The 24994-nt window shown below is 41.5% G+C and carries 21 protein-coding genes and 1 other RNA gene; 7 read left to right on the top strand and 15 right to left on the bottom strand.

The annotated features are described in order from the left end of the window. Positions 1 to 62: 62 nt before the first annotated feature. The 4 genes from rnpB to groL form a co-directional block, all read right to left on the bottom strand. An RNA gene (gene rnpB, locus ACM0OX_RS24910) (RNase P RNA component class A) lies at positions 63 to 489 on the bottom strand. Positions 490 to 534: 45 nt separating this feature from the next. Next, on the bottom strand, positions 535 to 1233 hold the full coding sequence (locus ACM0OX_RS24905; protein ID WP_334931933.1) for a hypothetical protein: 699 nt from the start codon (positions 1231 to 1233) through the stop codon (positions 535 to 537). A 64-nt stretch (positions 1234 to 1297) separates the two neighbouring features. Continuing rightward, positions 1298 to 2440 carry a magnesium/cobalt transporter CorA gene (corA, locus tag ACM0OX_RS24900; protein WP_414517593.1) on the bottom strand — a complete coding sequence of 381 codons (1143 nt, stop codon included), beginning with the start codon at positions 2438 to 2440 and terminating at the stop codon, positions 1298 to 1300. A 280-nt stretch (positions 2441 to 2720) separates the two neighbouring features. After that, positions 2721 to 4394 (bottom strand): chaperonin GroEL, encoded by a 1674-nt coding sequence (gene groL / locus ACM0OX_RS24895; protein WP_414517592.1) that lies wholly within the window; start codon positions 4392 to 4394, stop codon positions 2721 to 2723. 157 nt (positions 4395 to 4551) lie between these two features. Here groL and ACM0OX_RS24890 point away from each other — a divergent pair, with 157 nt between their 5' ends. Then, positions 4552 to 5634, top strand: a complete 1083-nt coding sequence (locus tag ACM0OX_RS24890; protein WP_334721134.1) for an MraY family glycosyltransferase — start codon at positions 4552 to 4554, stop codon at positions 5632 to 5634. 61 nt (positions 5635 to 5695) lie between these two features. Here the strand turns inward: ACM0OX_RS24890 and ACM0OX_RS24885 are convergent, their stop codons facing one another. Together ACM0OX_RS24885 and fabG are read right to left on the bottom strand one after the other, a co-directional pair. Next, the gene (locus ACM0OX_RS24885) at positions 5696 to 6577 is read right to left on the bottom strand and encodes an Rpn family recombination-promoting nuclease/putative transposase (RefSeq protein ID WP_414517591.1); all 882 of its coding nucleotides are present in this window, start codon (positions 6575 to 6577) and stop codon (positions 5696 to 5698) included. Between the two features lie 99 nt (positions 6578 to 6676). After that, positions 6677 to 7423 (bottom strand): 3-oxoacyl-[acyl-carrier-protein] reductase, encoded by a 747-nt coding sequence (gene fabG, locus ACM0OX_RS24880; protein ID WP_414517590.1) that lies wholly within the window; start codon positions 7421 to 7423, stop codon positions 6677 to 6679. A gap of 651 nt (positions 7424 to 8074) precedes the next feature. On the opposite strand from fabG, the gene trxA reads away from it, so the two are divergent. Then, a complete protein-coding gene (trxA, locus tag ACM0OX_RS24875) occupies positions 8075 to 8392 on the top strand; it encodes a thioredoxin (protein WP_094352713.1) in 318 nt (105 codons plus the stop codon). A gap of 371 nt (positions 8393 to 8763) precedes the next feature. Continuing rightward, positions 8764 to 8928, top strand: coding sequence for a hypothetical protein (locus ACM0OX_RS24870; RefSeq protein ID WP_414517589.1), 165 nt, complete (start codon positions 8764 to 8766; stop codon positions 8926 to 8928). Between the two features lie 258 nt (positions 8929 to 9186). On the opposite strand, the gene ACM0OX_RS24865 is transcribed toward ACM0OX_RS24870, so the two are convergent. The 6 genes from ACM0OX_RS24865 to ACM0OX_RS24840 form a co-directional block, all read right to left on the bottom strand. Beyond that, entirely contained in the window at positions 9187 to 11106 is a 1920-nt protein-coding gene (locus ACM0OX_RS24865) for an iron uptake porin (RefSeq protein ID WP_414517594.1), read from the bottom strand. A gap of 550 nt (positions 11107 to 11656) precedes the next feature. Next, positions 11657 to 12172 (bottom strand): hypothetical protein, encoded by a 516-nt coding sequence (locus ACM0OX_RS24860; protein WP_414517588.1) that lies wholly within the window; start codon positions 12170 to 12172, stop codon positions 11657 to 11659. Positions 12173 to 12419: 247 nt separating this feature from the next. Further along, the gene (locus ACM0OX_RS24855; RefSeq protein WP_414517587.1) at positions 12420 to 13178 is read right to left on the bottom strand and encodes an isoprenyl transferase; all 759 of its coding nucleotides are present in this window, start codon (positions 13176 to 13178) and stop codon (positions 12420 to 12422) included. 9 nt (positions 13179 to 13187) lie between these two features. Then, complete coding sequence (locus tag ACM0OX_RS24850) at positions 13188 to 14123, bottom strand: ferritin-like domain-containing protein (protein WP_414517586.1); 936 nt, start codon at positions 14121 to 14123, stop codon at positions 13188 to 13190. 212 nt (positions 14124 to 14335) lie between these two features. Then, the gene (locus ACM0OX_RS24845) at positions 14336 to 15028 is read right to left on the bottom strand and encodes a hypothetical protein (RefSeq protein ID WP_414517585.1); all 693 of its coding nucleotides are present in this window, start codon (positions 15026 to 15028) and stop codon (positions 14336 to 14338) included. 44 nt (positions 15029 to 15072) lie between these two features. Beyond that, a complete protein-coding gene (locus ACM0OX_RS24840; protein ID WP_414517584.1) occupies positions 15073 to 15753 on the bottom strand; it encodes a Uma2 family endonuclease in 681 nt (226 codons plus the stop codon). Positions 15754 to 15847: 94 nt separating this feature from the next. On the opposite strand from ACM0OX_RS24840, the gene ACM0OX_RS24835 reads away from it, so the two are divergent. The 3 genes from ACM0OX_RS24835 to ACM0OX_RS24825 all read left to right on the top strand — a co-directional run bounded on the left by ACM0OX_RS24835 (position 15848) and on the right by ACM0OX_RS24825 (position 19055). Further along, positions 15848 to 16111: a CopG family transcriptional regulator gene (locus ACM0OX_RS24835; RefSeq protein WP_414517583.1), complete on the top strand. Its 264-nt coding sequence runs from the start codon at positions 15848 to 15850 to the stop codon at positions 16109 to 16111. Further along, entirely contained in the window at positions 16098 to 16523 is a 426-nt protein-coding gene (locus ACM0OX_RS24830; protein WP_414517582.1) for a type II toxin-antitoxin system VapC family toxin, read from the top strand. Before ACM0OX_RS24835 ends, ACM0OX_RS24830 begins: the two co-directional genes overlap by 14 nt. A 120-nt stretch (positions 16524 to 16643) precedes the next feature. Then, positions 16644 to 19055: a tetratricopeptide repeat protein gene (locus ACM0OX_RS24825; protein WP_414517581.1), complete on the top strand. Its 2412-nt coding sequence runs from the start codon at positions 16644 to 16646 to the stop codon at positions 19053 to 19055. Positions 19056 to 19115: 60 nt separating this feature from the next. Here the strand turns inward: ACM0OX_RS24825 and ACM0OX_RS24820 are convergent, their stop codons facing one another. Next, positions 19116 to 20654: a hypothetical protein gene (locus ACM0OX_RS24820; RefSeq protein WP_414517580.1), complete on the bottom strand. Its 1539-nt coding sequence runs from the start codon at positions 20652 to 20654 to the stop codon at positions 19116 to 19118. A gap of 213 nt (positions 20655 to 20867) precedes the next feature. Between ACM0OX_RS24820 and ACM0OX_RS24815 the strand changes: the two genes are divergently transcribed. Further along, complete coding sequence (locus ACM0OX_RS24815; protein WP_414517579.1) at positions 20868 to 21599, top strand: Uma2 family endonuclease; 732 nt, start codon at positions 20868 to 20870, stop codon at positions 21597 to 21599. 77 nt (positions 21600 to 21676) lie between these two features. Here the strand turns inward: ACM0OX_RS24815 and ACM0OX_RS24810 are convergent, their stop codons facing one another. After that, the gene (locus ACM0OX_RS24810; RefSeq protein ID WP_414517578.1) at positions 21677 to 23668 is read right to left on the bottom strand and encodes an ATP-binding protein; all 1992 of its coding nucleotides are present in this window, start codon (positions 23666 to 23668) and stop codon (positions 21677 to 21679) included. Beyond that, the gene (locus tag ACM0OX_RS24805; protein WP_414517577.1) at positions 23665 to 24936 is read right to left on the bottom strand and encodes a DUF4255 domain-containing protein; all 1272 of its coding nucleotides are present in this window, start codon (positions 24934 to 24936) and stop codon (positions 23665 to 23667) included. Before ACM0OX_RS24805 ends, ACM0OX_RS24810 begins: the two co-directional genes overlap by 4 nt. Positions 24937 to 24994 lie beyond the last annotated feature (58 nt).

The following is a 24994-nucleotide window of genomic DNA, read 5'->3' as shown; positions in this document are numbered from 1 at the left end:
TGGGGGGATCAAAAGGCTGTGGTGCAACTCTAGAAGACTTGTGTGTACACCGTAGATTAAAGGGGAGAGAGCAGGACATAAGCCGGGTTCTGTTCTCTTGCGAGGGCAGTTATCTATCTGGGACGTTTGTTACCAAACGCCTCAAGCGGCTCTCATTGAGCGGAACTGGTAAAAGACCAACCGTAATTCCTATCGCCTTGCTCCCAACCGGGGTTTACCGAGCCAGCACCTCTCGATACTGCTGGTGCGCTCTTACCGCACCTTTGCACCCTTACCAAAATTAGTTAGGAGTTATGAGTTATGAGTTAAAAGTTAATAATTCCTAACTCCTAACTTCTAACTCCTAACTGTTTTGGCGGTATCTTTCTGTGGCACTATCCTCACGATCGCTCGCACTGGACGTTATCCAGCAAGTTTGGTCTTTCGGGAGTCCGGACTTTCCTCAAACCAGTAACTATGACTGATCTGCAACCGCCTGCGCCTACTCTCTCCTTAGATCCAGTGTAATCTTGGATGGCATAGTGTGTCTGGTTGCTATTGCTTTTTTTTATTCCAAGGTAGAGCGTAAGTCCAAGGTAGTTTTCTGACTGTGAAAGGACAATTGATAATACTAATGGGAGGAAAATCACGACCTGGGGCTAGACCTAAACGCACCTCAGATATCCGTAGCACCAGTTGCAGGGAAAAGTCTAACTCCTTTTTTCTACTAATAAAGTCGTTATACAACTTTTTTTGCCCTTTTTGTAGCCCATTGATATCAATTAGTGGTTTTTTTGCTGAATAGGTTCCAGCTACTTGATCGCGCTCGAAAACATCTTCTGCTGTCACTGTTTCAGAAAGTGTTTTCTTGGGAGCAATCAGGCTAGGACTTTGGGGTACTGCTAAATCGCGGGTTAAGTCTGGTGATTTCCGAATTACGCGGCGCGATTGCTTACTATGTTCAACAACTAAAGAACTATTATCCCAGTCAACGTATACGGCAACATTATCCGATTTATTTTCAATGCTAATTCCTAAATCTTTCAAATCGTCAATTGGGTATGAGGGTTTGAGTTTAAAGGAAATTCCAATTTTATCGTCGAGATTGTGTTCTTTGAGTTGCTCGTCAACGGTTCCTTTTTTAAACTCAAATTTCACTTGGTCATCGATAGATTCAATCATGCGGTTGAAAACGTATGAAACACCGATAATATAAATCGTCAAAACTACTAAATTCTGGTCGCTACTCCTCATAACTCAAAAATCTTAACTCCCGGTGCTAATGAATATATATTTTAATCATCGCTAATTTACAATTTTAATTGCGCTTGATTACTACAGAATTTTGTAGCCAGCCTCTTCGCCAAAAAAAGAATAGCAAACTAAATGCGATCGCTAACATCACTGCCCAGCAAAGTGGATAACCCCAATACGAATTCAACTCAGGCATATTATATGGTGATTTCTCAGTATTGAAATTCATACCATATATTCCGGCCACAAAAGTCAGGGGAATAAAAATTGTTGAAACTATCGTTAGTACCTTCATGATTTCATTCATTTTATTACTGACTGCCGAAAGGTACACATCCATTAATCCAGATGATAGTTCTCGGTAAGTTTCTACCATATCCATCACTTGCACTGTATGGTCATAACAATCTCGCAGGTAGATTCGCACTTCTTCAGAAATCAAATCGGGAGCATCTCGAATTAAGGAATTAATTGCATCCCTTTGGGGCCAGATAGCACGACGTAGTTGTAGTAATTCTCGTCTAATTTGATAAATATTTTGCAGTGTTTGGGGAGTAGGTTTAACTATTACTTCCTCCTCTAACTCTTCGATTCGCTCGCCATAAAGCTCCAATACTGGGAAAAAGCCATCAATAATTGCATCTAATAGAGCATAAGCCAAATAATCCGCTCCCTGTTTACGGATGATACCTTTATTTTTTTCAATTCGCGATCGCACCGCTTCAAAGCAATCATGTTCTGGTTCCTCTTGTACTGTCAGCAGATAATTTTTTCCTAATATCAAACTCACTTGCTCGCTATAAAAACCACATGTTCTTTCCTTTGGCACTACCATCCGGGCAATGAAAAGTAATTGATCTTCATAATCTTCTGTTTTGGGACGTTCCGGTACATTGACTACATCTTCTAAAACTAGAGGATGTAACTTAAAAATGTTACCCAATCGTTGTAATATATCTTGACTGCCTAAACCTTGTACGTCTACCCAAGAAACCGATTCCGCTTCTAGATAAGAGACACACTCCTCTGGAGTTTCTATTTGTTCGCGGATGAAATTGGTTTGGTTATAGTCAATCAAAAAAATTATTGGTGGTGGAGCATCTGCATCAATAAAAATGGTTCCAGGTATAGTCCCTGGTTGATGATGGAACTCGTCTTCATACAGCTTGGTGAGTATTTTAGGAAGGCGACGTATTTTTCGTGCCATGCAATATTACCTAATAGTCATTTGTCATTGGTCATTTGTCATTAGTAAATAACAAAGGACATAAGGATAACTTACACGTTATTTTACAAAAATTAATATAAAGACGTTAATTTCTAAATTAGGCAATTATTTAGGTTGCTAATTTGGTCATCACCCAGATTTAATCTGACGAATTACGAATTGGTATAACATATTGCATCTGAATCAGCAATGCTACAAAAAAACAGTTTGCCTTGGCAAGACAAACTGTTTAAAAAATATTTATCTGGGTCAGCAGAAGTTAGAACATGCCCATGCCGCCCATGCCTCCCATGCCGCCCATGCCACCCATACCGCCCATGCCGCCCATATCAGGAGCAGGAGCAGCGGATTTCTTCTCTGGCTTTTCAACAACGATCGCTTCGGTGGTTAAGACCAAACCAGCAATGGAACCAGCGTTTTGCAAAGCTGAACGCACGACTTTGGCAGGGTCGATAATACCAGCAGCAATCAAGTCTTCAAATTCGCCAGTAGCAGCGTTGTACCCAATGTTGAAGTCGCTATCCCGAACTTTCGAGACAATTACAGAACCTTCCGCACCAGCGTTGTCTGCTATTTGGCGCAAGGGGGCTTCTAGCGCTCGTTCGACAATATCAGCCCCAATTCTTTCTTCGTCATTTTGTAAGGTCTTTTTAATCGCTTCTACCGCCTTAGCTAAGTGAATCAAGGTTGTCCCACCACCAGGAACAATACCTTCTTCCACAGCAGCTTTAGTAGCGTTGAGCGCGTCTTCAATCCGCAGTTTCCGGTCTTTGAGCTCGGTTTCCGTTGCCGCACCCACTTTAATCACTGCCACGCCGCCAGCGAGCTTGGCGATGCGTTCTTGCAGTTTTTCTTGATCGTATTCAGAATCAGTTTCTTCCAACTGTCTGCGAATTTGACCAATCCGCTTTTGTACTTCTGGCTTGGTGACACTACCAGCGACAATTGTGGTGCTTTCTTTGTCAATGGTGATTTTGCGGGCAGTTCCCAGCGCTTCTAAAGCAGCAGTATCCAAGCTTAAGCCGATTTCTTCCGAAATCAACTGTCCATCGGTGAGAATAGCAATATCTTCTAACAAAGCTTTGCGGCGATCGCCAAACCCAGGTGCTTTAATGGCAGCGACAGCCAGTACACCCCGCGCTTTGTTCACCACCAGAGTTGCCAAAGCATCACCTTCGACATCTTCAGCAATAATTAGCAAAGGCTGACCAGAACGGGCGACTTTTTCCAAAATCGGTACTAAATCTTGGATGCTGCTGATTTTTTTATCTGTCACCAAGATGCGGGCGTTTTCAAATTCGACGATTTGCCGTTCGTTGTTGGTGACGAAGTAGGGTGAAATGTAACCCCTGTCAATCTGCATCCCCTCAACTACTTCTAGTTCGGTGGTGAGAGATTTAGATTCTTCAACGGTAATTACACCATCTTTGGTGACTTTTTCCATTGCTTGAGCTAACATTTGGCCAACTTCTTCATCGTTACCAGCAGAAACAGTGGCAACTTGAGCGATCGCACTTCCTTCTACTGGCTTGGCTATTTTGGCAATTTCTAGTACCAGTGCCTCAATAGTTTTGTCGATCCCGCGTCTCAAGCTAACAGGGTTACTACCCGCCGCCACGTTCTTCAAACCTTCTCGAATTAAGGCTTGTGCTAAAACTGTGGCGGTGGTTGTACCATCTCCAGCGACATCTTTAGTTTTTGAGGCCACTTCCTGGATGAGTCTTGCACCAGTATTTTCCAAAGGATCTTCTAATTCAATTTCCTTGGCAACAGTGATACCATCGTTGACAATTTGAGGTGCGCCAAATTTTTTCTCTAAAAGGACATTGCGACCTTTAGGCCCCAAGGTGATTTTTACAGCATCGGCAAGGGCGTTAACACCCCTTTCTAGAGCTCTCCGAGATTCCTCGTCAAATGCAATAATTTTCGCCATGTTTCATTTCTCCAGCGCTTCCATTAGACAATTTAGCACTCACAGCGCCAGAGTGCTAATCTCTCCCACCGCTCAAGTTACAAATGGAAATAAAAAAATTGATTAATATACAGGTGATGCTCATATTAGATACTGGCAGTAATGCTTGAATTGGGAGATGAATCTAGAGAACTCCCTTAAATCCCTTGGTATTGCCGACCCTGGCGGCACCGGCTGGTTGGCAGTAGTATTTACGTTCCTTTTAGCTTGGGTTGTAACTTGGCGTTTAATTCCGACAGTACGCAAATTCGCCTTGCGGGTAGGTTGGGCTGACCAACCCAACGCCCGGCGACTCAACCGAGAACCTTTACCCAATGCCGGGGGGCTGGCTATCTACGCGGGCGTGATTGCCGCGCTGGTATTAGCTAGCCTTTTACGACCGATCGAACTCCAAAACGTATTGGCTCAGGTGCTCACTATTCTGTTGGGGGGTTCGATATTAGTCCTTGTGGGCTTTATTGACGATCAGTTTGGCTTACCGCCCTCTGTGCGATTGTGGGCGCAAATTGTCACGGCACTGTTACTGGTAGCTAATGGTATCAGTGTCAAAGTCCTGTTTGGCACTCCCATCGACTCACTTCTGTCCATGTTGCTAACAGTACTATGGGTAGTAGGGATTACCAACGCCATCAACTTGATGGATGGTATGGATGGCTTGGCAGGAGGAATCAGCTTTATTACCGCCATGAGTTTGTTGGGCGTTGCAGCTCAATTTAACAATCGTGCCGCGGCAATCTTAGTACTTGCAGCTTTGGGAGGTGCTGCACTAGGATTTTTGCGCCATAATTTCCATCCGTCACGAATTATTATGGGTGATGCCGGAGCATACTTTTTCGGCTATGTCCTGGCAGCAACTAGTATTTTAGGCAAACTGCAACAAAACACAGTTTATGCGCTAATTCCTACGGTTTTATTTCTGTTGTTACCGGTGCTAGACACCACTCAAGTATTTGTGCGGCGGCTACTAGCAGGAAATAACCCTCTGAGTACTCCTGGCAAAGACCACCTGCACCACCGCTTACTTGCTTGGGGACTCTCCCAGCGCAATGCTGCGTTTACGCTTTGGTCAATTACCTTAGTTTTCAACTTGCTGGCGATGAGAATACAAGGTATGAGTTTGGCTGTGATGCTGACAACCGCCAGTAGCATTATCCTACTTTTGGGCTTTACAGTCTGGCAAAGGATACGCCAACAGCCTTAGTTACTGGTAGGGTGGGCATTGCAGTGCTAGCCCTACTATGTTTATTCTGTCCACAAAAAATTCAAGCTTGAGTTAAATTGTCTTGCAACCAAGCAACTAAATCTCCTTCTATGGAAAAATCCAACAGTGCTTCGGCTAGATTTTCAAGCTGTTCAATAGATAACTGACTGATGCGCTCTGACAATTGTTGACTCAAATTACCAATGCGTCGTCGCAGCAGACGCATAACCACTTCTAGAGTCTGTTTCTGCCTGACTTCATTACGCACTTCCTCAATGATATCATCACGCACTTCCTCATAAATTCTGGTAGTTTTGATATCAAAATCACCGAGTCCAAACATTTTTATCAACTCCTGACGACTGATACGCGGTAGTTTGTAAACTACAATTGTTTCTATTAAATCTAGCACTTTTTGTTGAAGTGCTTTATTGCTCACTTCCGAACGTGTCTTTGTAATCAAACTTTTGACTAATATGGGAGTTTGTTTTTTATTTACAACTACTAATTTGATGATACCAACTCCCAAGGAATATTCAGTTACTTCTCCAAGCTCGTTTAGATATAGCCTCGTTACCAATTGGCTTTCGAGTAAGACTCGATAAGGTTGTATTTGGGTTGGTTCAAGGCTGCGGCGAGGGAATATTACTACTGCTCGCCAATCTGAAGTAGGTGCGTAAAGTCGTAAATACAGAAATATTTCTGAAAATAAACGAGCATAAAATTCATTATCTTTTTGAAATTGAACCTCTACAAAATAAATCGGCTGACGACTAGTGTCAGCAACAGGAAGAAAGACTCCATCAATCCGAAATGCTGTTTGCTTTAATTCTACTGAAGCGAAATTATATGCATTTGCTTCTGATGGTTGCAGATTAATTAATTCAAAAAAAGCACTAGGAAAAGTTTGAAATAAACGATAAAAAATAGAGTCTGTTTTCATAACTAGTCTGTCAAATTTTATTTAATAAATTCGTAGTTGGCGCTAAAGCTAGCTCCAACTACGAAAAATCGCTACCCCTCAATTATTTAGCTCAACTATTTAGGCCATTACCATGCCGCCATCGACGTTAAAGACTTGTCCGGTGATGTAGGTGGCGGCGGGCTCGGCAGCGAGGAAACGCACCATCCCAGCAACTTCTTCAGGTTGACCGAAGCGACCGAGTGGGATGTATTTCAGAATATCTTCGGGGTTGTTGAGATCGCTAGTCATGTCGGTGGCGATGAATCCAGGGGCGACGGCGTTAACGGTGATGCCGCGAGTAGCTAGTTCTTTGGCAACGCTTTTGGTAAAGCCGATTACACCTGCTTTGGCGGCGCTGTAGTTTGACTGACCTGGGTTGCCCATTTGCCCAGCAACAGAGGTAATGTTGATAATCCGCCCCGATCGCTGCTTCAGCATGATTTTACTTACAGCACGTGTGCAAAAGAAAACACCAGTTAAATTAAGGTCTATCACAGCTTGCCAATCTTCTGGCTTCAAACGCAAAAGCAGTGTGTCGCGGGTAATACCTGCGTTGTTGACTAATATATCCACACGCTTAAACTTTTCCATGACGGCGTTAACTAGTGCGTCTACTTGATCGCCTTTAGAAACATCTGCTTGGATAGCGATCGCTTGACCTCCCGCACTTGTAATTTCTGTAACAACTGCCTCAGCAGCAGCACTAGAATTGGCATAATTGACAACTGCGATCGCTCCTTGTGAGGCTAATTCAATTGCGATCGCTCGGCCAATTCCTCGTGAAGCACCTGTGACAATTGCGACTTTATCTTGTAATAGCGTCATTTAATGTTCCTCAATCTTAGAAATACCGCGCTAATTATCTTATGGTGATTTCGGGAACATCTGAATATTGTCTGAATAAAATCTAACTCTTGCGGGGTGACAATCTTGCTGTGATGCTGCAAGTTAGATAGCTAATAGATAAAGTTATACGTGGTATTTAGCTAGATATAGCTATCTTGAATCAAACGCGCAGAAACAAGATCCCGACTTGATAAAGTTGTCGGGGACGCGGGTTGCAATTCTCACAAATCAAATAGGATTACTATATAACTCGAATAAAAAGAATTAACGTTTTACTATAATTAAATATCTATAGTTATTTCTCTGTGAATGGATGAATAACTTAAAGTAATATATTCACCTGGCTGGATAGACTAAAAAGTGTTATAGCTACACCCTTCGTAGATATCACTCTCGTGAACGTCTTGATAATTATTTGGTTGGTCAGGATAGGTTTAAATACATATCTCATGCAGATGCACAACCTCAAAAAAATACGTATTTTATTATAATTATTTAATGTTTTGGGCTGCAAAATCATTCTATATTAACTAATTTAATCTTTTACCAACAAAAACCCATAAACCTATACCTATTTTATTTTCTAAGAATTACTATTGAAACAAACAATTGAAAATCGGTGTGTGTCACATGGCAACTAAAAAGCAATTCAACAGCTTTGAAGAGATGCTGTCTGCTTCTGATGTACCTGTATTAGTAGATTTTTATGCTGACTGGTGTGGCCCCTGTCAAATGATGGTGCCAATTTTAGAGCAAGTCAATGCCCAACTTAAGGATCGCTTAAGGATTGTCAAAATCGACACAGAAAAATACACAGATTTGGCTACTGAGTATAAAATTGCTTCTCTACCAACCTTAGTACTGTTTAAGCAGGGTAAGCCTGTGGATAGGATCGAGGGAGTGATGCAAGCACCGCAGTTAGTTCAATATCTACAAACAAAGGTTTAAGCTAATACTTAAAATTTTGATTTTAGTTCTTAGAGGCGCGAAATATCGCGTCTCTTTCAGTAGATAGATAATAATGTGCGCCCATGTTAATCAAATCACTGTTTTATTCAATTTCTAGGAGCTACAAGACTCCTATCTAATTGCGTGAAAAACTCCTTACAACTCGAAGGCTGATTCCCTATTACCTGCCTATGGCGCTTGCACTGTACTTTGAGTAGCACGCGAATAAGTTTAAAAATCAAATCGGATTGCGATAAAATCTTAAGTAAATATTAAGCATATTTACTTATATGTCTAGAGAAAGTAGTTTAGAAATTGAGAAGACTATATTGTATAGATATAACAAAATATGTTGACAATTAAAACCATATATGAAGAGAAAGCAGCAAAGACCTGACAAAGCCTATATTTGGGTGAATATTGATTTTGATAAGGTTAAAAATAGAATAGATGCGGTGACTTGCCAGATTGAGCGGGTTATACAAAAGCATCACCTTTCAAATCAAACTGCTAAATCAGGTAAAAAGAATAATTAGGTTATCAGTAGGTCAATATCTACGATGAGCTACACCTAGACACTTTATCTTTAGTGTAGCCCGCACTTTGACCCTTCGTAAGCTCAGTCATCACTGTAGACATCACACTAGTTTTGCACAACAGATTTTGGGCAATGCGACTATATACTTTGTCATGATATTAGTGAAACAGGGCAATGTTGTTATGACTGTGAACTTGGTTATCCAATCTCAAAATCCCCCAATTTCTTGGGGGATTTTGACCATACTTCCAATCTCTTAAAACGTAAAAGTAGTCCGAAGTACACCTACAGTCGTAGTCTCATTGTTGCCGTTACCTTCTGGGTTAAAGAGAACAAATGCACCAGGGGTAATGCTGATATTATCGCTAACTTGAAGGCGGTAATAGGCTTCTAAATGGTAAGGAGTCGCCCGATTGTCGCCTGTGGGCGTAAGTTGAGCAGAACCACCAGTATCACTACGGTAAAGCGGCTGACCAAAAAGAATCCCAGCAGTGTTTCCTGACTTGAATAAATCTCTGAAGTGAACTCCCGCCATCCAACTTGTAAAGGTGGTGGAAGCATCCACGCTATTGGAAGCAGCATCAACAAATATTGCTGCACCGTAGCCAGATAAAGCTATCTTGGGAGATAATCGCCATGTTACCGTACCGCCAACAGAATTGAGTGTGAGCGGTGTTCCAGTTGCAACCCCTGCTAAAGCACCGATATCACTACTAACTAATCCTGTAGCCAAAATATTGATTTCGTGATAACTGTGGGCATAGTTTAAACCAATATCCAGAGCGGGAATTGGCTTGAAGGTTAACTGTGTGGCAATAATACTACTACCACTAAATAAACCTGCTCCCAAAGGTGTAGTAGAAACTCCTGGTACTGCCTCATTAGCAGATTTTTCGGGTAAATTGGCATTTACGCTGCCGTATAAAGCTCTTAAATCCAAATTTGGCGAAATATTAAAAATAAACCCCGCCGCCGATGCTAAACCAGTACCCGAAGTTCCACCAGAAACCCGTAGCACTGGATTCAAGTTGCCAAAACGAGAAATTGACTCTTGTCCTTCACCATAAAAAGGCGTAATTGCTGGGAAAGCATCTGATGTTTCCGCCGCAGTTCCCGCAAACAAGGTTAATTTATTAGCGACGGGAAAAATATACAGCAATTTGTAAAGCTGAACGCTGTTTGCGCCAACGCTCGACAAAGTATTGACATTTAACCCCGGAAATTGCGGCTCAAAACTGGTACGAGCGCTACTTGCACTTAAAAGCGGCGAAGCTAATCCTAAACTTTGTTGTAAGCTACCCTGTCCATCAGCTCCACCCAAAAAGTTATAAGCTTGCAATCCAGTAATTAATGAATCTTTACCAGTAAAGCTAGTGGTGAGATTTAACCGCACTCTATTGACTAGAATGATGTTAGGGTCACTGTCATTAGGAGCGCCACCGCTAGCACCAACACCAGCAATAATTACCTCACCATTGAGTTTGGTCGTAGTAGAAAACTGATTTGCTTCTAGTTCTGCTGTGCGAGCTTCTACAGAATCTACTCGACCTCGCAATGTTGCCAATTCCGCCGCAAATTGTTCTTGTAGTTTCTGCAACGTGGCTAAATCTTCTTTTTTGACCAAATCACCAGTTGCAGTCGCAATCAGTTCGTTGATTCGGTCTAAACAAGCATTTAAGCCAGCAGCAAATTCATAGCGAGTCGTCGCTCGATTACCGCGATAGGTTTGATTGGGATAACCTGCGATACAACCATAGCGCTCGACTAAAGATTGGAGTGCCTGAAAAGCCCAATCAGTCGGCTGTACATCAGACAATTGCGATACGGATGTTACTTGTGCAAGTTTGTCTGAGGATAAAGATGAACTTGCAGACTGTGGTGTGATTGGCTGCCAAAAGTTAACAGCAGAATCTACTTCTAAATCTTGATTTTTTTGCTGTTGATTGATTGAGGGTAAATTTTTTTGAGTTTCATTAGCTATCAGCAATTTACTGGAGATATTATTTGCTAAATCGCTTTGATGAGAATCATTTTTTTGATAGCTGCCGTCATCTTGATTAACAGCTACGTTTTTATCTGCAATTTCTAAACTAGGAAGGGCTTGCACAGGTGATAACCCAGCAATTAAACATAAAAATCCCATCCCACTAGCAGAAGCTAGTAGATACTTTGCCATCATAACTCCCAACACCTATAAAATAGTGAAAAAATTGATTGCGATTTTAAAATGGATTGATAAGTAAATTTAAAGTAGATTTAGCAAGAAAGTCTTGTTAACTTTAAATTTTGGATTTCAGGATTTTTTCTGAATTAACTTACCAAAACATCAGCTTATATCGCAAGTATTAAATAATAGTAAATACTATTTTTGGAAAGAATTAACAACAAGTTATATTGATAGTTTTTATAGTTACCATAGTAAATGCTCAATGGCTTGTGAACAGTACGTTCCGTAGAATGCCTGATTCATAAGTCTTCCAAATTTTCTCTGTTCAAATATAAAATCGGATTGCTATATTGACAAAAAAGTAATTTACATCAGTCTAATTTTATGATAAACAATACAGGTATTGAGCCGAGGATTTCGGCTCAATACCTAACAAAGAATAATTTACTTAAAAAAATTAAGAGGCTGCGATCGCTGCTCAATTTAGGTGGAGGCTAAGATCGGGAGGAAAACGGAATATTGTAGCACATAATTTCTCTTATTGAGATATTTCAAGTATTCAATCCCACCAATAACAAACAATGACCGCATCAGAATACCGATGAACATCTTCACCTGATAGCGTCCCTTCCAATCTAGTTCTCAGTCGGCGTTTCAGGCGCAAACCATAATCTTCATTCATGCCATCACTTACCTCTACTGAATCAGCTCGCCATTTTTTGCCTAAGTCTAAAAGCTCTGACACTTTTGTGTCTTGGTTCTCTGTCAGAATGTACAGTGTATCGGCAGGATAGGCAATGAAATTAATGATGCTGGTTTCAGGCATGGGACGATAGTTTGCCATTGCAAGTAGGGTATCGACCATACCACCAAAGCTTAAACCGTTTTCATCTGGTGCAAAGATTGGTTTTGTGAACAGAAAGCTTGACCATAAATTTCTGTGGTTGGAAAGGTCAGTAATTACCTCTTCGCCATTAAACTCATTGAATCGACGCTGCCAAACCAAAGCAGCGAAGAGTTCTTGGGGAGAATATGATTTCGCAATCGATTGGATTTTGCCTAAATCAAGGATCATATTGACGGTAAGTAATATTTTTAACAAAACATTTGTAACTACCCTTGCAGTTTATTTACCCAGTGCCTGCTATTCTTATAGTTACTTCGGTCTGTCATAGCAGATAGATTATCCTCGATAATGTTTTATTCGTGAGCGCTCATATACCATCCTGGTAATATGGGTGCTTTTACTTTATCAAGAAAGGCAGAAGGCAGAAGGAATATTGCCTCCTGCCTTCTTCACACGATGTCTGGTGTTTGGTACACTAAGCTGATAATGAAGCTTTAACTTGACCAAAACGGCGATCGCGATTTTGGTAGCTCAACAAAGCCTGATGAAATGCTTCTCGATTAAAATCTGGCCAAAAAATATCGGTGAAATACATTTCTGTATACGCCATTTGCCACAAAAGAAAATTACTCAATCGCATCTCACCGCTAGTACGAATCAGCAAATCTGGTTCTGGAGTATCTGCTGTGTAGAGATGTTGTTCTACAAGACTTTCATTCACTTCTTGGGCGTTGAGTTTGCCTTGTTCTACCAGTTGAGCTACTTGACGGCAAACTCTGGTAATTTCGTTGCGGCTACCATAGTTGACTGCAACAGTAAAGTGGATTGCTTGATTGTTCAATGTCTCTGCCATTGAACGCTCCATTTCTGTCTGTAGAGACTTGGGTAAAGCTGATAAATCTCCAATAAACGAGATGCGTACTCCTTCTTGATGCATCTGAGCCAACTCGCGGTGTAGTAATCGCTCAAACAAATGCATCAGAAAATTTACTTCTTCAACGGGACGCTGCCAATTTTCTGTTGAGAAAGCATAGGCTGTCAACGCTTTGACTCCCCAATCTTTACAGCAACGCAATAGTTCTTTGAGTGTTTTTGCTCCTTGGCGATGTCCAGCAATGCGCGGTAATCCTCGACTGGTTGCCCATCGTCCGTTACCATCCATGATGACAGCGATATGTTGGGGGATTTTTTGGGGGTTTAAATCTATGGGTAATTTTGATTTGTCACTTGTCATTTGTTTTGACTAATTAGTTTCAAATAAATTTTGTAAGTACTCTGGTGTGAGGCTATTGTTCCAACTCCACAAGCGATGCATTGTGTAAGTGAAGGTAAATAGGAGAGTTGTTTTGTTGGTTAATGACCAAGCATTCCAGTTGAGGGTACCCATCATGCGGCGGAGAGTACGCATGAGGTTGTTACGCTGATAGTTTTGCGATCGCGTTTTAATCAGCGTGCGTCCAATTCGCATCAACCCAGTATCAGGGAAAGCCCAGACTCCAAACCCCCAGAATTTGGTCATGTGATTGATTTCATCCTGTGCTAGTTCTTCTAGAACATCCTGGAGTGCGCCAGTGGTATGAGCCATCAACCAAATATAAAGACAGGTTGCACCGTATTCTGTGGCAATGCGGTGTAAGCCGTGGCGATATAAATCTTCGTTGGCGTCATCTGTGGGGAGATAGCTTCTAACAGTCCGAAGTTTTGGGGTAATTTTCTCGCCTGTTAATTGGGTGTAGATTTTGATTAATGCTGGTGTGTGCTGACGTTCTTCCTTTTCCCACAAACCAAGTTCTAGCAATTCGCCATCTTTACCGACTGTTCCACCAACAAACCGAGCCATCTGAGGATGCAATTTTTCCAAATATTGCCGACTGGTTTGGGTATAGCCGCGAATGGGAGCTTCTGTGTCCATCGCACCTATCAATATAGATAAAAATACCTCTGCGTCTAAGCCGATAATTTGATTGCGGTTAATTGTTTGCCAGTCAATGGGTTTCCAGGGACGCGGTTGGGGATTGGCAAACTGTATCGGTAAATCTTGCAGACGTTCATGTAGTTTTTCGACTGCAATATATTTGTCTATGAGGGAACGAATGCGGCGCTGTGTTTGCAAGTAATGAGGACTGAGATAGCTTTGGTCTGCTAAGTCTTTTGTGATTGGGCTGAGGGTGTTAAGCATATTTTTATACTTAAATTTTTATCTCTATGCCCAATAGCCTAAGCGATCGCACTTCGTTTTGTCAGTCGGCTGAAGTCGGCAGTTTTATGTGATGCAGTTGGAAAAGTGGGAAAAAAGTCGGATAGCTGCTAATTGATTCTAGAATTCTAGAACTAAACTACCTTGTGGCAATCTGCTTTTAAAGGTATCTAGAGGCTAATAGCTAAAATTAGCTAAAGATTACTGGGTAAATTTAACCAAGATGTGTCTCCACCACATCTAATTACATTAACTCTCAAGCCTCTTTCTTGCTGCAATTTTTGCGTTTCTTCTTGATTTAGTAAAAGCATCGGTCTAGGATCGCCAAATTCACCCAAATAAAATTGATAGCCTGTGTTGATAATTATTTTATTTATTTGAAATGCTGTTAATGATGGATCGTAACTCCCAACAATCAAATGTCTAGAACCATCTATTTCAAAATCTACTATATTTTCGTAATAGCGATGTATATTTTCATCTGGAGGTAAACTATCAAAATATTTGAGTAAATCTTTTTCTGAGTAAATTTTTCCGTTACATTCATTGATATAGTAACTTGTAACTTTATTAGGTGCAAAAAATCCTCTAGATATCTCAGCAACGCTTAGTAGTTGCCTTATACTGCCATTTATGGCCTCTATTCCACAGTAATCTCCATAAATTAAACCAAAATCTATTTCAAATACTCTTTGTATATCTAAATTTACGACAAACCAATCGTCTCGTTCATCAAAAAAACGCTCGTAGGTATTTGAATAACGTTTTTTGGCTAACTTTTTAACTTCATCTACTAATTGATAATTTGAAAAGTTTTGATACTGAGTAAAAAATTCTATTTTACGATAGTATATTAAAGTATTTAATAACCAATTGTTGGTATCCATTATGGTAAGTTTTTTTGAAGCTATAAAAATCATTCTGTAATAATTTAATCCTCTGGCAATTCCCCAAATTGCTGACGATAACGTTCAAGCTGTTTTTGGGCTAATTCAAGCTGTTCTTCTGACGTTTGATAGCGCTTTCCTTGTTGGTCATACCAATACAAAACCTGATGCTGGATATTACCAGATACGTATTGCCCTCTACCAATTCCCAAACCAATTTCTGACATCCAAAAGGGTTCACCAATTTGCAATTGATAGCTACCATCTACTAAGCGATAAACTTCAAAAGGTTGATGACGGTCTCTTTGCCAATACTCTGGATTATAAATAATGTAGTACAGTACCCCTAACTTGGCATAAGTGTCTAATTTTTTGTCGTATTCTCCACCCGGAGTTAAGGAGACAATTTCTAAAGCCAAGATAGGCACTATGTTATTTTCTTCCCAAACAACATAGCTTTTACGAGATTTACCTTCCTTGCGGCGTTCTACACCTAAGCTCAAAAATCCGTCTGGTACAATTGGCACAAGTGGACTAACCCCTGTGGTATGGTAAACGCCCATATCCACGCTGAAAAACCAATCATTACGGTTTGCCCAAATATATTGCAGCAAGAAGAGAAGCAGGTTGGGAATAAAGTTCTGGTCTTCGTTATCCACAGGGGTATCGTCTGAACAAGGAAGTTCAGCACTGCTAGGCAATTGGCGGGGGTCTGATTTCACCATAAGTAATGATGGTGCTGATGTTACCTAATGAGTTTTATTTTAGACGATTCGACGCGGACGATATACTTTAGGTAAACGTTCTAAGTTAGTGGCGATGAAGAATTTTGATATTCAGCTAGATGAAGAATATGCTCAAAAGCTTGCTTACATTCAACAGGAGGCTGACCAAGATACAGTAGAAGCAATTAAGTCTTCGATTGAACTGCGCTATCAACAACTTCAGCAACAAAAAACAGATCCTTTAGCGAAACTCAAACAAAGTAAATTTATCGGCTGTTTCAAAGGAGAAACTGACTTAGCTGCTAATTCCGAAGTTATTGTACGATCGCTAATGCAAGAAAAGTATGATCGCCGCTGATACTGGCTTTTTCATTGCAATTGGGAACCAAAACGATCAATACCATCAATTAGCACTACAAGTTTTAAATGCTCTCAATGAACCACTAATCACTACTTACCCTGTTATTACCGAAACTTGTTACCTTCTTCTTGCTAGAGGAAGTGGTAATGATGCTCAATGTAGTTTTTTGAGAGAGGTTGCACAGGAAGCATTTGAGGTGTTCGACTTACGAAGTCACCATGTTACACGCATGGTTGAACTTATGGAAAAATACGCAGATTTGCCAATGGATATGGCAGATGCTTCTCTGGTTGTTCTAGCAGAACATCTAGGACATGGCCGAATTTTGACGCTCGATCAACGAGACTTTAATACCTACCGTTGGAATAACAGCAATCCTTTCAATAACTTGCTGCTGAATTTTGAATAAAGTTTGCAAAAGTCGGGAAAAAAGTCGGGTTCACAGAATCTTATCCGAAAACTCCAGCAACATAACTGTAAAGTAATTTATAGTTGTCCCTAAAATCTGAACTCCCCTCGTCGTTACACAATGGACGCTGAAGCAGCATTAGCATGGTTAGATGCCACAATTCCCCCGCAGACTGGGGAACGGTTGAGCGATTTGCAAAAAGTGATTCTTGTGCAAGTTTGGTTGGGTAGAAAATACTTGGATATCGCTCATTCTTACGGTTGTACGGAAGGACACGCGAAGGATGCTGGTTCTCAGTTATGGAAACTGCTTTCTAAAGTACTGCGAGAAAAGATAACCAAAAGTAATTGTCGCGCTACTTTAGAGCGAGTTCTGAGAAAAACTACTGCGATATCATCCAGTCTGATTGATTACTCGCGATCGCCCCAACCCACCCCAAAATTAGAGGATACCAATTTTATTGGACGAACAGAAGCGATCGCTCACCTGAATACTTTGGTAAATCAAGGCTCGAAAGTTATTGTTATCCAAGGTGAGGGAGGCTTAGGCAAAACTACTCTAGCGCAGCAATATCTTCAAACTCAGGGGTTTGATTTGGTTTTAGAACTGCTGATGGCGAAGGAAACGCAAAATATCACCCCTGCCGAACGAGTTGTAGAAGAATGGCTCAAACAAGATTTCGATCGAGAACCTGGGGTAGAATTTGGGGTGACATTGGGACGACTCAAGCGCGAACTCCACAATCGGCGCATTGGAGTGTTAATTGACAATCTAGAACCTGCATTAGATCGACAAGGTGGCTTGATTGCTTCTCACCGCAACTATGTAGAATTATTGCGGGTTTTGGCTGATGCCAGAGTACAATCTGTTACCTTGATTACTAGTCGCGATCGCCTTTGTGAACCTGGGTTAAATGTGAGTCACTATCGGCTTCCTGGCTTGGATCAAAGTGCATGGCAACAGTTTTTTAGCAACCGTGGGTTAACTATCAATTCGCCAACCTTGCAAATCATGCATCGCACTTATGGCGGTAATGCTAAAGCAATGGGAATTCTCTGCGGTTCGATTCAGGAGGATTTTGATGGTGATATGGCTCTTTATTGGCAAGAAAATCATGCCGATCCGTTAGCCGCAACCGACTTAAAAAATTTAGCAGTTAGTCAAATCAATCGTTTGCAAGCCCTCGATCCCCAAGCATATCGCTTACTTTGCCGTTTGGGATGTTATCGTTACCAAGATATACCCACCATCTCATCACAAGGGTTGTTTTGTTTACTGTGGGATGTTCCAGCCGATCGACATCGCCAAATCATCGCCTCGTTGAGAAATCGGTCTTTGGTGGAGTGTGAAAAAGGTGAATACTGGTTGCATCCCGTGATTCGTGCAGAGGCGATCGCACGTTTACGCCCCAGCGATGAATGGGAAATTGCCAACCACAAAGCCGCAGAATTTTGGACAACTAGTGTTAAACAAATTGAAACCTTTAAAGATGCTTTGCAAGCTTTAGAAGCATATTATCACTACATAGAAATTCATGAATTTGAGTTAGCAGGTAAGGTCATTCTCAAAAGCCGAAATAATCAATGGCAGCAGTTTTTACCTCTTGGTAGTACATTGTATCGGATGGGTTTAATTCAACCGATACTTGCAGCAATCGAGCGAGTTGTTAATAATCTGCAAAATGACCAAAATCTCAGCGAACTTTACAATATACTAGGTGATTTATATTGGATAACAGGTAAGATTAGTCAAGCGATCGCTTGTCAAGAAAAGACTATTACTTTAGCAACACAAGCACTCAAATCACTTGTACCTCAGCCAGAAAATAAACATACAGTTTACTATCTGAGGATGCTAGAGGTAGATTCTTTATTAAGTATTGGTCTTTATCAAATAGATTTGTGGGAACTAGAGGCAGCCGCAAAGTTATTTCAACAAGTAATTTATTTAGCTCAAAATACCGAGCATCATCGCTGGGCAGAGAAAGCTTCAGTCTGTTTAGCTTTGGTGTATTCTTATTTAGGTTTGCGCGACCCCTCATATCAATTAGCAGATGTAGCGTATCAAAATATTACGCAGGAAAAACTGGTAGAACAAACTGGAAGATTTGTCTATTTCATGCAGATTTTAGGTCAAACCTACGTCAATTTAGGCGAATTTTCCCAGGCAACTCAGATATTCCAGCAAGCTTTGACTTTTGCTGAAGAAAGTCACTATATGCAAGTAAAAGCAAAAACACTCAATGGTTTAGCAGAAATCCATCGGCAACAAACAGATTTTGCATTAGCTATTGCGAATCATAGAGAAGCAATCGAACTTTTGGATAAAATAGGTGCTAAATGCGATCTAGCTGAAGCTTATTTTCAATTGGGTTTAACTAATCAAAAGATGTCGAAGCCTGATGAAAGTCAAATAAATTTCGATCGAGCGATTCAGCTTTTTACTGAAATCAAAGCACCAAAAAAAGTTGAAAAAGTTTTAAAGTGTGCCACTCAAATCTATATCACCAGTCGGAGATTGGAAACGATGTAAAAATCTTTGATTTAGGAGACGGCTCTGCAAACAAATCAAACTAAATAATTACAAGTTGACTTAAGGACTCGGTGCAGTCCATTGAGAAGTCGTTTGATCGTACTTCCCTTTTATGGTTGCAGCGCGAGGACGAGCTGCTGCTAAAGCCGCTAGCTCATCGTCTTCTGAGGTATAGTCTCCAAAATCTACACCTAATAAACCACCATTACCCAAAATCCCGATACTCTTCAAATGATCTTCAATATTATCTAAATCAAGAATGTCAGAGTCATCATTACTTAAAGTTCCCATCCACATAATCCAAATATCTTTTTCTATTTGAGCGACTCCAGGTTTAGTAGGGTCATAAGCCAAAATAGAATTGCCAAAGGCACTCATCGCAGTTGCTTTTTGTCTCAACTCGCTAAAGACACTTGCCATTCCACTAATGCGATCGTTCATGGTATTAGTTGCTGTTAGTATATCTGCTGGCGAATATGACGATGCACCACCAGCAATTTGTACCCTGATTTCTGCAATTAATCGCTCAAGAATAACGGTATTTTTATGTAAGTTTGCTAATACTTGATTGGTTTGCAATGCACCACGATACATTGATGCAACGTGTTGCCAAATATTACTTCGCAGCATATCAGGTGAAAGACCACCAGGTTGTAAATCACTGCCTCGCGTTGTGATGGCATCTGATACGGCAAAAGCTATAGCCGAAGACGCAGCTCCTTGTAAAAATGAAGAACCGGCTGCTGTACCTGCATCAGCGAGGGTGAGAGCAAACCATCCAGCAGCAGTAGAAGGAGCAATATAGGCGGCGGCAAGACCTGCTAAAACACCTGTTCCTATTCCCAAAAATATTCCTCTCCAAAGAGTTTGATTTTGTGCTTCTGCTCTTCCTTGACCAATTACTCTTGAGTAATTGCTGTAAGCCATATCGTAATTTATGGAGAAAATTCTTAATTTTGTACTGATTAAATCAGTATTTGCTACAGATAAATCCACATAAATACTACCTAAATTATGAAAAGCATCAATTAATCTTGCATTGGCTTCCGTCAGTGGCAGTTTTGTCGAAAGTTCTGTAACTATTGGGTTTTTTGGTGTTCTCTGCAACACCTCTCTTTGCAACACTCCACTTTTCTGTTGTACTACATGAGCCAACTGATTATTCCCTGGCGATTTCCTTTGCCCAAAGTAAACATCGAGAGGTTTAGTTTGCACTTCTCTCTCTTGAGTCTGTTCTTCCTGCGGTTGCATCGCAGTATTAGGCATTGACATGACTCGATTAGCCACCCTATCGGCTTCCTGCTCATACTGGTCTCCTGGTTCTCCAACAGTCAGTTTTGCTTGTGGACGACGCAACGCTATGCTACTAATGTCGTGAACAGGCTTTTTTTTGATAGCTTGTGATTCCCAAGATTCTTCGCCAGCAGATTGTGCAGCTTGCAGGTCGGTTGATACCTCAGAGGATGCTTGGATTGGAGCTTTATTTGCGATGTCAAAGCCGCGCACTGGATTTGCCAGCGTTGGAGTTGTTGCTGAGAGCAGCGACGGATTTGAAGTGGATGTATCTGCTTTCTTAGACCCAAATATGCGATCGCTCATCTCACATCCTCAAGCATATTTTTGAATCAAATTATACAATTTGTTTCGTGGCGATCGCTATCGACTTAAGTATAAATTATTATTTGCCGACAGTGGCTCTGTGCGATCGAGACTTGTAATCGTAGAAAGATAGGATAAAAAACTGGGGCGATCGCTTTTGCAGGTGAATGAATTGGGTTAAGTTAGATTTATCTTGTAAAAATAGAAATTATTATGTCTTCTGCTCAAGATTTAGGAATAATTTTAGAAGACACACCAGAAGATGTTATATTTCCTCCTGGTGATTTATACAGTGATGAACCACCTTTGGAAACAGAACTTCACTTGCGGCAAATACTGCTGTTGATTCAGTGTTTGGAATGGTTGTGGCAGGAGCGTCAAGATTTCTACGCTTGCGGTAACATGACGATTTATTACAGTCCGCGTCAACGCAAGTCTGAGCAATTTAGAGGCCCCGACTTCTTTGTAGTTTTAAATACCCAACGTAAAATACGCAAAAGCTGGGTAGTTTGGGAAGAAGATGGCAAATACCCAAATGTGATTGTAGAGATTCTTTCTGACAAAACAGCTGCTACTGATAGAGGGCTGAAAAAGGAAATCTATCAAGATATTTGGCGGACTCCTGATTATTTTTGGTTTGACCCGGTAAGTTTAGAATTTAAAGGATTTCATTTATTAGATGGTCGTTATCAAGAACTGCAAGCAAATGAAGCAGGTTGGTTATGGAGTCAGCAATTGCAGTTATATTTGGGAGTTTATCAATCGAAGTTGCGCTTTTTTACTCCTGATGGACAACTGACACCCACGCCAGAAGAAGTAGCACATCAAGAACAGCAACAGCGTCAGCAAGCCGAGCAACAACGCGAAGAAGCCGAGCAACAACTTGCCCAAATGGAGTCTATGCTTGCTCGCTATCGAGAAAGATTTGGTGAATTACCAGAGTAATTTTGTTTGCTATGGTAGTTGGCGTAGGTACAGCCTGCTAGCTACCAGCATTTTCTACTAAGGTCAAAATTATAAAATCACATCCATCCACCAACTTCTGCATCAGTCAAGGGTTTCTCCAACTTACTATATTCTGTTTGAGCCGCTCGCAATACGTGTTTCATTTGCACTGGTTCCCCGGCATCGGCAGCCAAAAAAGCTGCATTTAAGGCAATATTACGGATATTACCCCCAGCCACATTGAGCCGTGCTAGTTGCAAAGCATCTAAGTCTGCGGTTGGGGTTTCGGCTGGAAAAACGCGTCGCCAAATCTCGGCTCGTTGTGTTGTATCGGGGAAGGGAAACTGCACCACAAAGCGAATCCGCCGCAGAAAGGCTGTATCAATTGCACTCTTCAAGTTCGTAGTCAAGACTGCTAAACCTGGGTAGCTTTCCATACGTTGCAATAGATAGCTAACTTCTATATTGGCATAGCGATCGCGCGCATCTTTAACTTCACTCCGTTTACCAAATAAAGCGTCGGCTTCATCAAATAACAAAATCACTCCACCTTGTTCTGCGGCATCAAATACCCGGCGCAAATTCTTCTCTGTCTCGCCAATATATTTACTGACTACCGATGATAGGTCAATACGATAGAGGTCGAGGCGTAATTTCTGGGCCAGCACTTCTGCTCCCAAAGTTTTCCCAGTGCCGCTACTACCTGCAAATAGAGCGCTGATTCCCAATCCCCGCGCACTCTTGCCTCCAAAACCCCAATTGTTATATACAGTACTACGTTGGCGCACGTGAGCCGCAATTTCCCGGAGAACTTGTTTCTGTGCCTCTGGCAATACTAAATCATCCCAATCACCAGATGGCTCAATCCGTTGGGCGAGTTCATCTAAGCGCGGACGTGCTTGCACGCGGCAGGCATCCCATAAAATGCTAGCGATATCGGTTTCTGGTGTTTGTGCTAACTGTCCTGCGGCTTCTGCACAAGCAGCACGAATGGTTGCTGCACTGAGGTTAAACTGATCCACTAAGGTTTTGACTTGCCCATTCATTTGCGATGCACTCGCCCCTAATGCATCTTGCCAAACTGCATCTTGTTCTTTGCTGGTTGGTTGATGTACGTCAAAATTAACTACTAAGCGTTGTGATAAGCCGATCCGTTCTCGACTCGTGACTATTAAAAAGCCCTTTGTGCGTTCGATGAAACGAGCGATCGCATTTAGCCGTGCTGTATCATTAGTATCCAGTTCGTTGCAGTCTATCAGTAAGGCACTCTTACTTAAAATCGTCTCACGAGTCCACAGGCGGATGAGATTATCCAACTCGCCTGGTGCTAAAGGAATAACTTGTGCAGGCATTACCCACAAGCTTAAACCCTGAAGTTGACAAATTGTCGCGGCAATGTCACGTTTACTGCCAGTTTCACCACTAGATAACTGGACAATTGGCAAGCTATTAACCTTGTAAGCTTGTGACCAAACTGCTGCGATTCGCTCTGCTAAATCTTGGTGTGAGGGTACTAAATCGCTAACCTCTGGTAATGGCTCAATAATACCAGCTAGCCGTTCGTCAAGATATTGAATCCCCGTGAGATAATGTAGAATCCGCTCGTCAATTCTTAAGGGACTGAGAGTCAGGGCATGACCATCACCAATTTGAATTAACCGCCAATGACGTAAGGGAGCATTTGGAGCGATCGCATCCCAGTGGACATCGGGTAAAGCTGCCAAAGCTAAACCTAAAGTTGGGTAAGCTCGTTGTGAATCGCCGTGAACTATGGCACACAATTTGGCAAAATCCCCATTTAATTCCATACCTGCACACAACAGCAACAGATCGCGCTCAAAGGATGAGAGGCGAAACATTTTGCATATTCTCTCCAATGCCGATGGTGCAGACATAGCAGCAGTAGCTTCCTGTAACTCCTGCTGTAAATGCTCTTGGTTGTTCTCTTCAGGTTGATTTTGCTCTTTTGCCGTGTGATTTTCTAAAATACCACGCACCACGGCTAGGGCTGCTGATAGGTAGCGGTAGTTTGCCTCATCCCAATTGTGATTAATTGTCGTAGCATTCATAAAATTGTCACCTGTGGCGAATCATATTCCCCAAACTGATTCTTTTGCAGTGGACTTTCGGCGCCATCTACCCGCGCCCGGACAATATAAGTTCCTGGCTTGACATTTTTGACCGGAATCGCGATCGCATCTGTGTCTTGGGTTGGTGGTGCAACCAAGAAAGAGTAAGCTACTGGATTATCACCTGATACCTCATTGAGTAGCAAAACTACCCGCTGTGCCTTACCTACTTTCGGCTGGAATTTAACGGTAATTTCTGCTGCGCGTAAATTCTCACCGCTATTTTCTACTTGAGTGACGAATGCTGTAATTGTTGGATGTAAGACAAAAGCCGCAACGTTTGATTCAACTAGATGATTCGTTTGCCCTGCATTACCCATTGTTAGATGTACAACTTGGACACCCTGTACCCTTGCGTATAAATCTGGCGGGACTAACAAGCTGATTTGCGTTTCTTTTACTTCTTGAGGTACTACTAATATCTCCGTATTATCGAAACGAACTCGTGTGATTTCACCGCGTAACCGTTTACCACGAATTACTAATGTTGTACCTGCAACAATCATTTGTTCAGTCTTGGCCGGAGCTATAACTTGCTCTATATTCGGTTGAGACAAGGGCATCATGTAAAAATTTTCAGACTTTTCATTGGTACTTTCAATCAATACCATTGACGCCAAATAGGTAGCTGAAGGTCGATAGTGTGTTTGTAAAGCAGACCATAACTTAGAAGTTTCTTCCATGTTAAAAAACTCTGGAGTCAATTTGATCTGCCCAATTTGTTCGGCTAAAGCGGATACAGACACACTTGCTACAGCTTGGGAAAAAGCACTTGAAGTATTGGTTGTAGATGCATTTATCAAAGTATTTTCAATAATATCGGATGCGATCGCTGGTGTTTTGTGTAATAAATGCATTGCATAGCCCAGTAAAAGCTCTGCCTGAAAATCCTTGGCTCCGTAGGCTGTTAGTAAGTAGTGGAGATCGAGAGCTAGTGGTGGAGTTGGAGAGCGTGGGTTTCCATTAATCCGTGAGTGCCTGCTCCGAAATTCTTGAGATACCCAATCGACATTGCGATTCTGCGTCACTTGATAGAGAAAAAGGTTGATTTGAGCGCGCTCGTCAGCTTCAACTGAAATTCGATCGGGCGGTAGGGCAGTTACAATCACATCACCAACACTAGCAGCGATCGGATCGCTGACTAAACCATTTTCCAGCAAGACTTTTAGTACTGCTGTCACTGCGGCTATAGAGAGCACATTACTCATCCTGATTCCTCATGGCAATAGCACATATTAATCATGTACGCCACAGCACATTAATAGA

It is taken from the genome of Nostoc sp. PCC 9305 (genome assembly GCF_963920915.1).
Lineage (GTDB): Bacteria > Cyanobacteriota > Cyanobacteriia > Cyanobacteriales > Nostocaceae > Nostoc.
This window is presented reverse-complemented; position numbering and strand designations above follow the sequence as displayed.

What these genes read in the sequence shown, in the direction of transcription:
- ACM0OX_RS24885 (WP_414517591.1), bottom strand. Translation starts at nt 6,577, where the DNA reads ATGAAAACAGACTCTATTTTTTATCGTTTATTTCAAACTTTTCCTAGT.
- ACM0OX_RS24810 (WP_414517578.1), bottom strand. Translation starts at nt 23,668, where the DNA reads ATGAATGCTACGACAATTAATCACAATTGGGATGAGGCAAACTACCGC.
- corA (WP_414517593.1), bottom strand. Translation starts at nt 2,440, where the DNA reads ATGGCACGAAAAATACGTCGCCTTCCTAAAATACTCACCAAGCTGTAT.
- ACM0OX_RS24905 (WP_334931933.1), bottom strand. Translation starts at nt 1,233, where the DNA reads ATGAGGAGTAGCGACCAGAATTTAGTAGTTTTGACGATTTATATTATC.
- ACM0OX_RS24815 (WP_414517579.1), top strand. Translation starts at nt 20,868, where the DNA reads ATGTCTTCTGCTCAAGATTTAGGAATAATTTTAGAAGACACACCAGAA.
- ACM0OX_RS24855 (WP_414517587.1), bottom strand. Translation starts at nt 13,178, where the DNA reads ATGACAAGTGACAAATCAAAATTACCCATAGATTTAAACCCCCAAAAA.
- fabG (WP_414517590.1), bottom strand. Translation starts at nt 7,423, where the DNA reads ATGACGCTATTACAAGATAAAGTCGCAATTGTCACAGGTGCTTCACGA.
- ACM0OX_RS24860 (WP_414517588.1), bottom strand. Translation starts at nt 12,172, where the DNA reads ATGATCCTTGATTTAGGCAAAATCCAATCGATTGCGAAATCATATTCT.
- ACM0OX_RS24840 (WP_414517584.1), bottom strand. Translation starts at nt 15,753, where the DNA reads ATGGTGAAATCAGACCCCCGCCAATTGCCTAGCAGTGCTGAACTTCCT.
- ACM0OX_RS24805 (WP_414517577.1), bottom strand. Translation starts at nt 24,936, where the DNA reads ATGAGTAATGTGCTCTCTATAGCCGCAGTGACAGCAGTACTAAAAGTC.
- ACM0OX_RS24865 (WP_414517594.1), bottom strand. Translation starts at nt 11,106, where the DNA reads ATGGCAAAGTATCTACTAGCTTCTGCTAGTGGGATGGGATTTTTATGT.
- trxA (WP_094352713.1), top strand. Translation starts at nt 8,075, where the DNA reads ATGGCAACTAAAAAGCAATTCAACAGCTTTGAAGAGATGCTGTCTGCT.
- ACM0OX_RS24835 (WP_414517583.1), top strand. Translation starts at nt 15,848, where the DNA reads ATGAAGAATTTTGATATTCAGCTAGATGAAGAATATGCTCAAAAGCTT.
- ACM0OX_RS24820 (WP_414517580.1), bottom strand. Translation starts at nt 20,654, where the DNA reads ATGAGCGATCGCATATTTGGGTCTAAGAAAGCAGATACATCCACTTCA.
- ACM0OX_RS24870 (WP_414517589.1), top strand. Translation starts at nt 8,764, where the DNA reads ATGAAGAGAAAGCAGCAAAGACCTGACAAAGCCTATATTTGGGTGAAT.
- ACM0OX_RS24825 (WP_414517581.1), top strand. Translation starts at nt 16,644, where the DNA reads ATGGACGCTGAAGCAGCATTAGCATGGTTAGATGCCACAATTCCCCCG.
- ACM0OX_RS24890 (WP_334721134.1), top strand. Translation starts at nt 4,552, where the DNA reads ATGAATCTAGAGAACTCCCTTAAATCCCTTGGTATTGCCGACCCTGGC.
- ACM0OX_RS24845 (WP_414517585.1), bottom strand. Translation starts at nt 15,028, where the DNA reads ATGGATACCAACAATTGGTTATTAAATACTTTAATATACTATCGTAAA.
- ACM0OX_RS24850 (WP_414517586.1), bottom strand. Translation starts at nt 14,123, where the DNA reads ATGCTTAACACCCTCAGCCCAATCACAAAAGACTTAGCAGACCAAAGC.
- groL (WP_414517592.1), bottom strand. Translation starts at nt 4,394, where the DNA reads ATGGCGAAAATTATTGCATTTGACGAGGAATCTCGGAGAGCTCTAGAA.
- ACM0OX_RS24830 (WP_414517582.1), top strand. Translation starts at nt 16,098, where the DNA reads ATGATCGCCGCTGATACTGGCTTTTTCATTGCAATTGGGAACCAAAAC.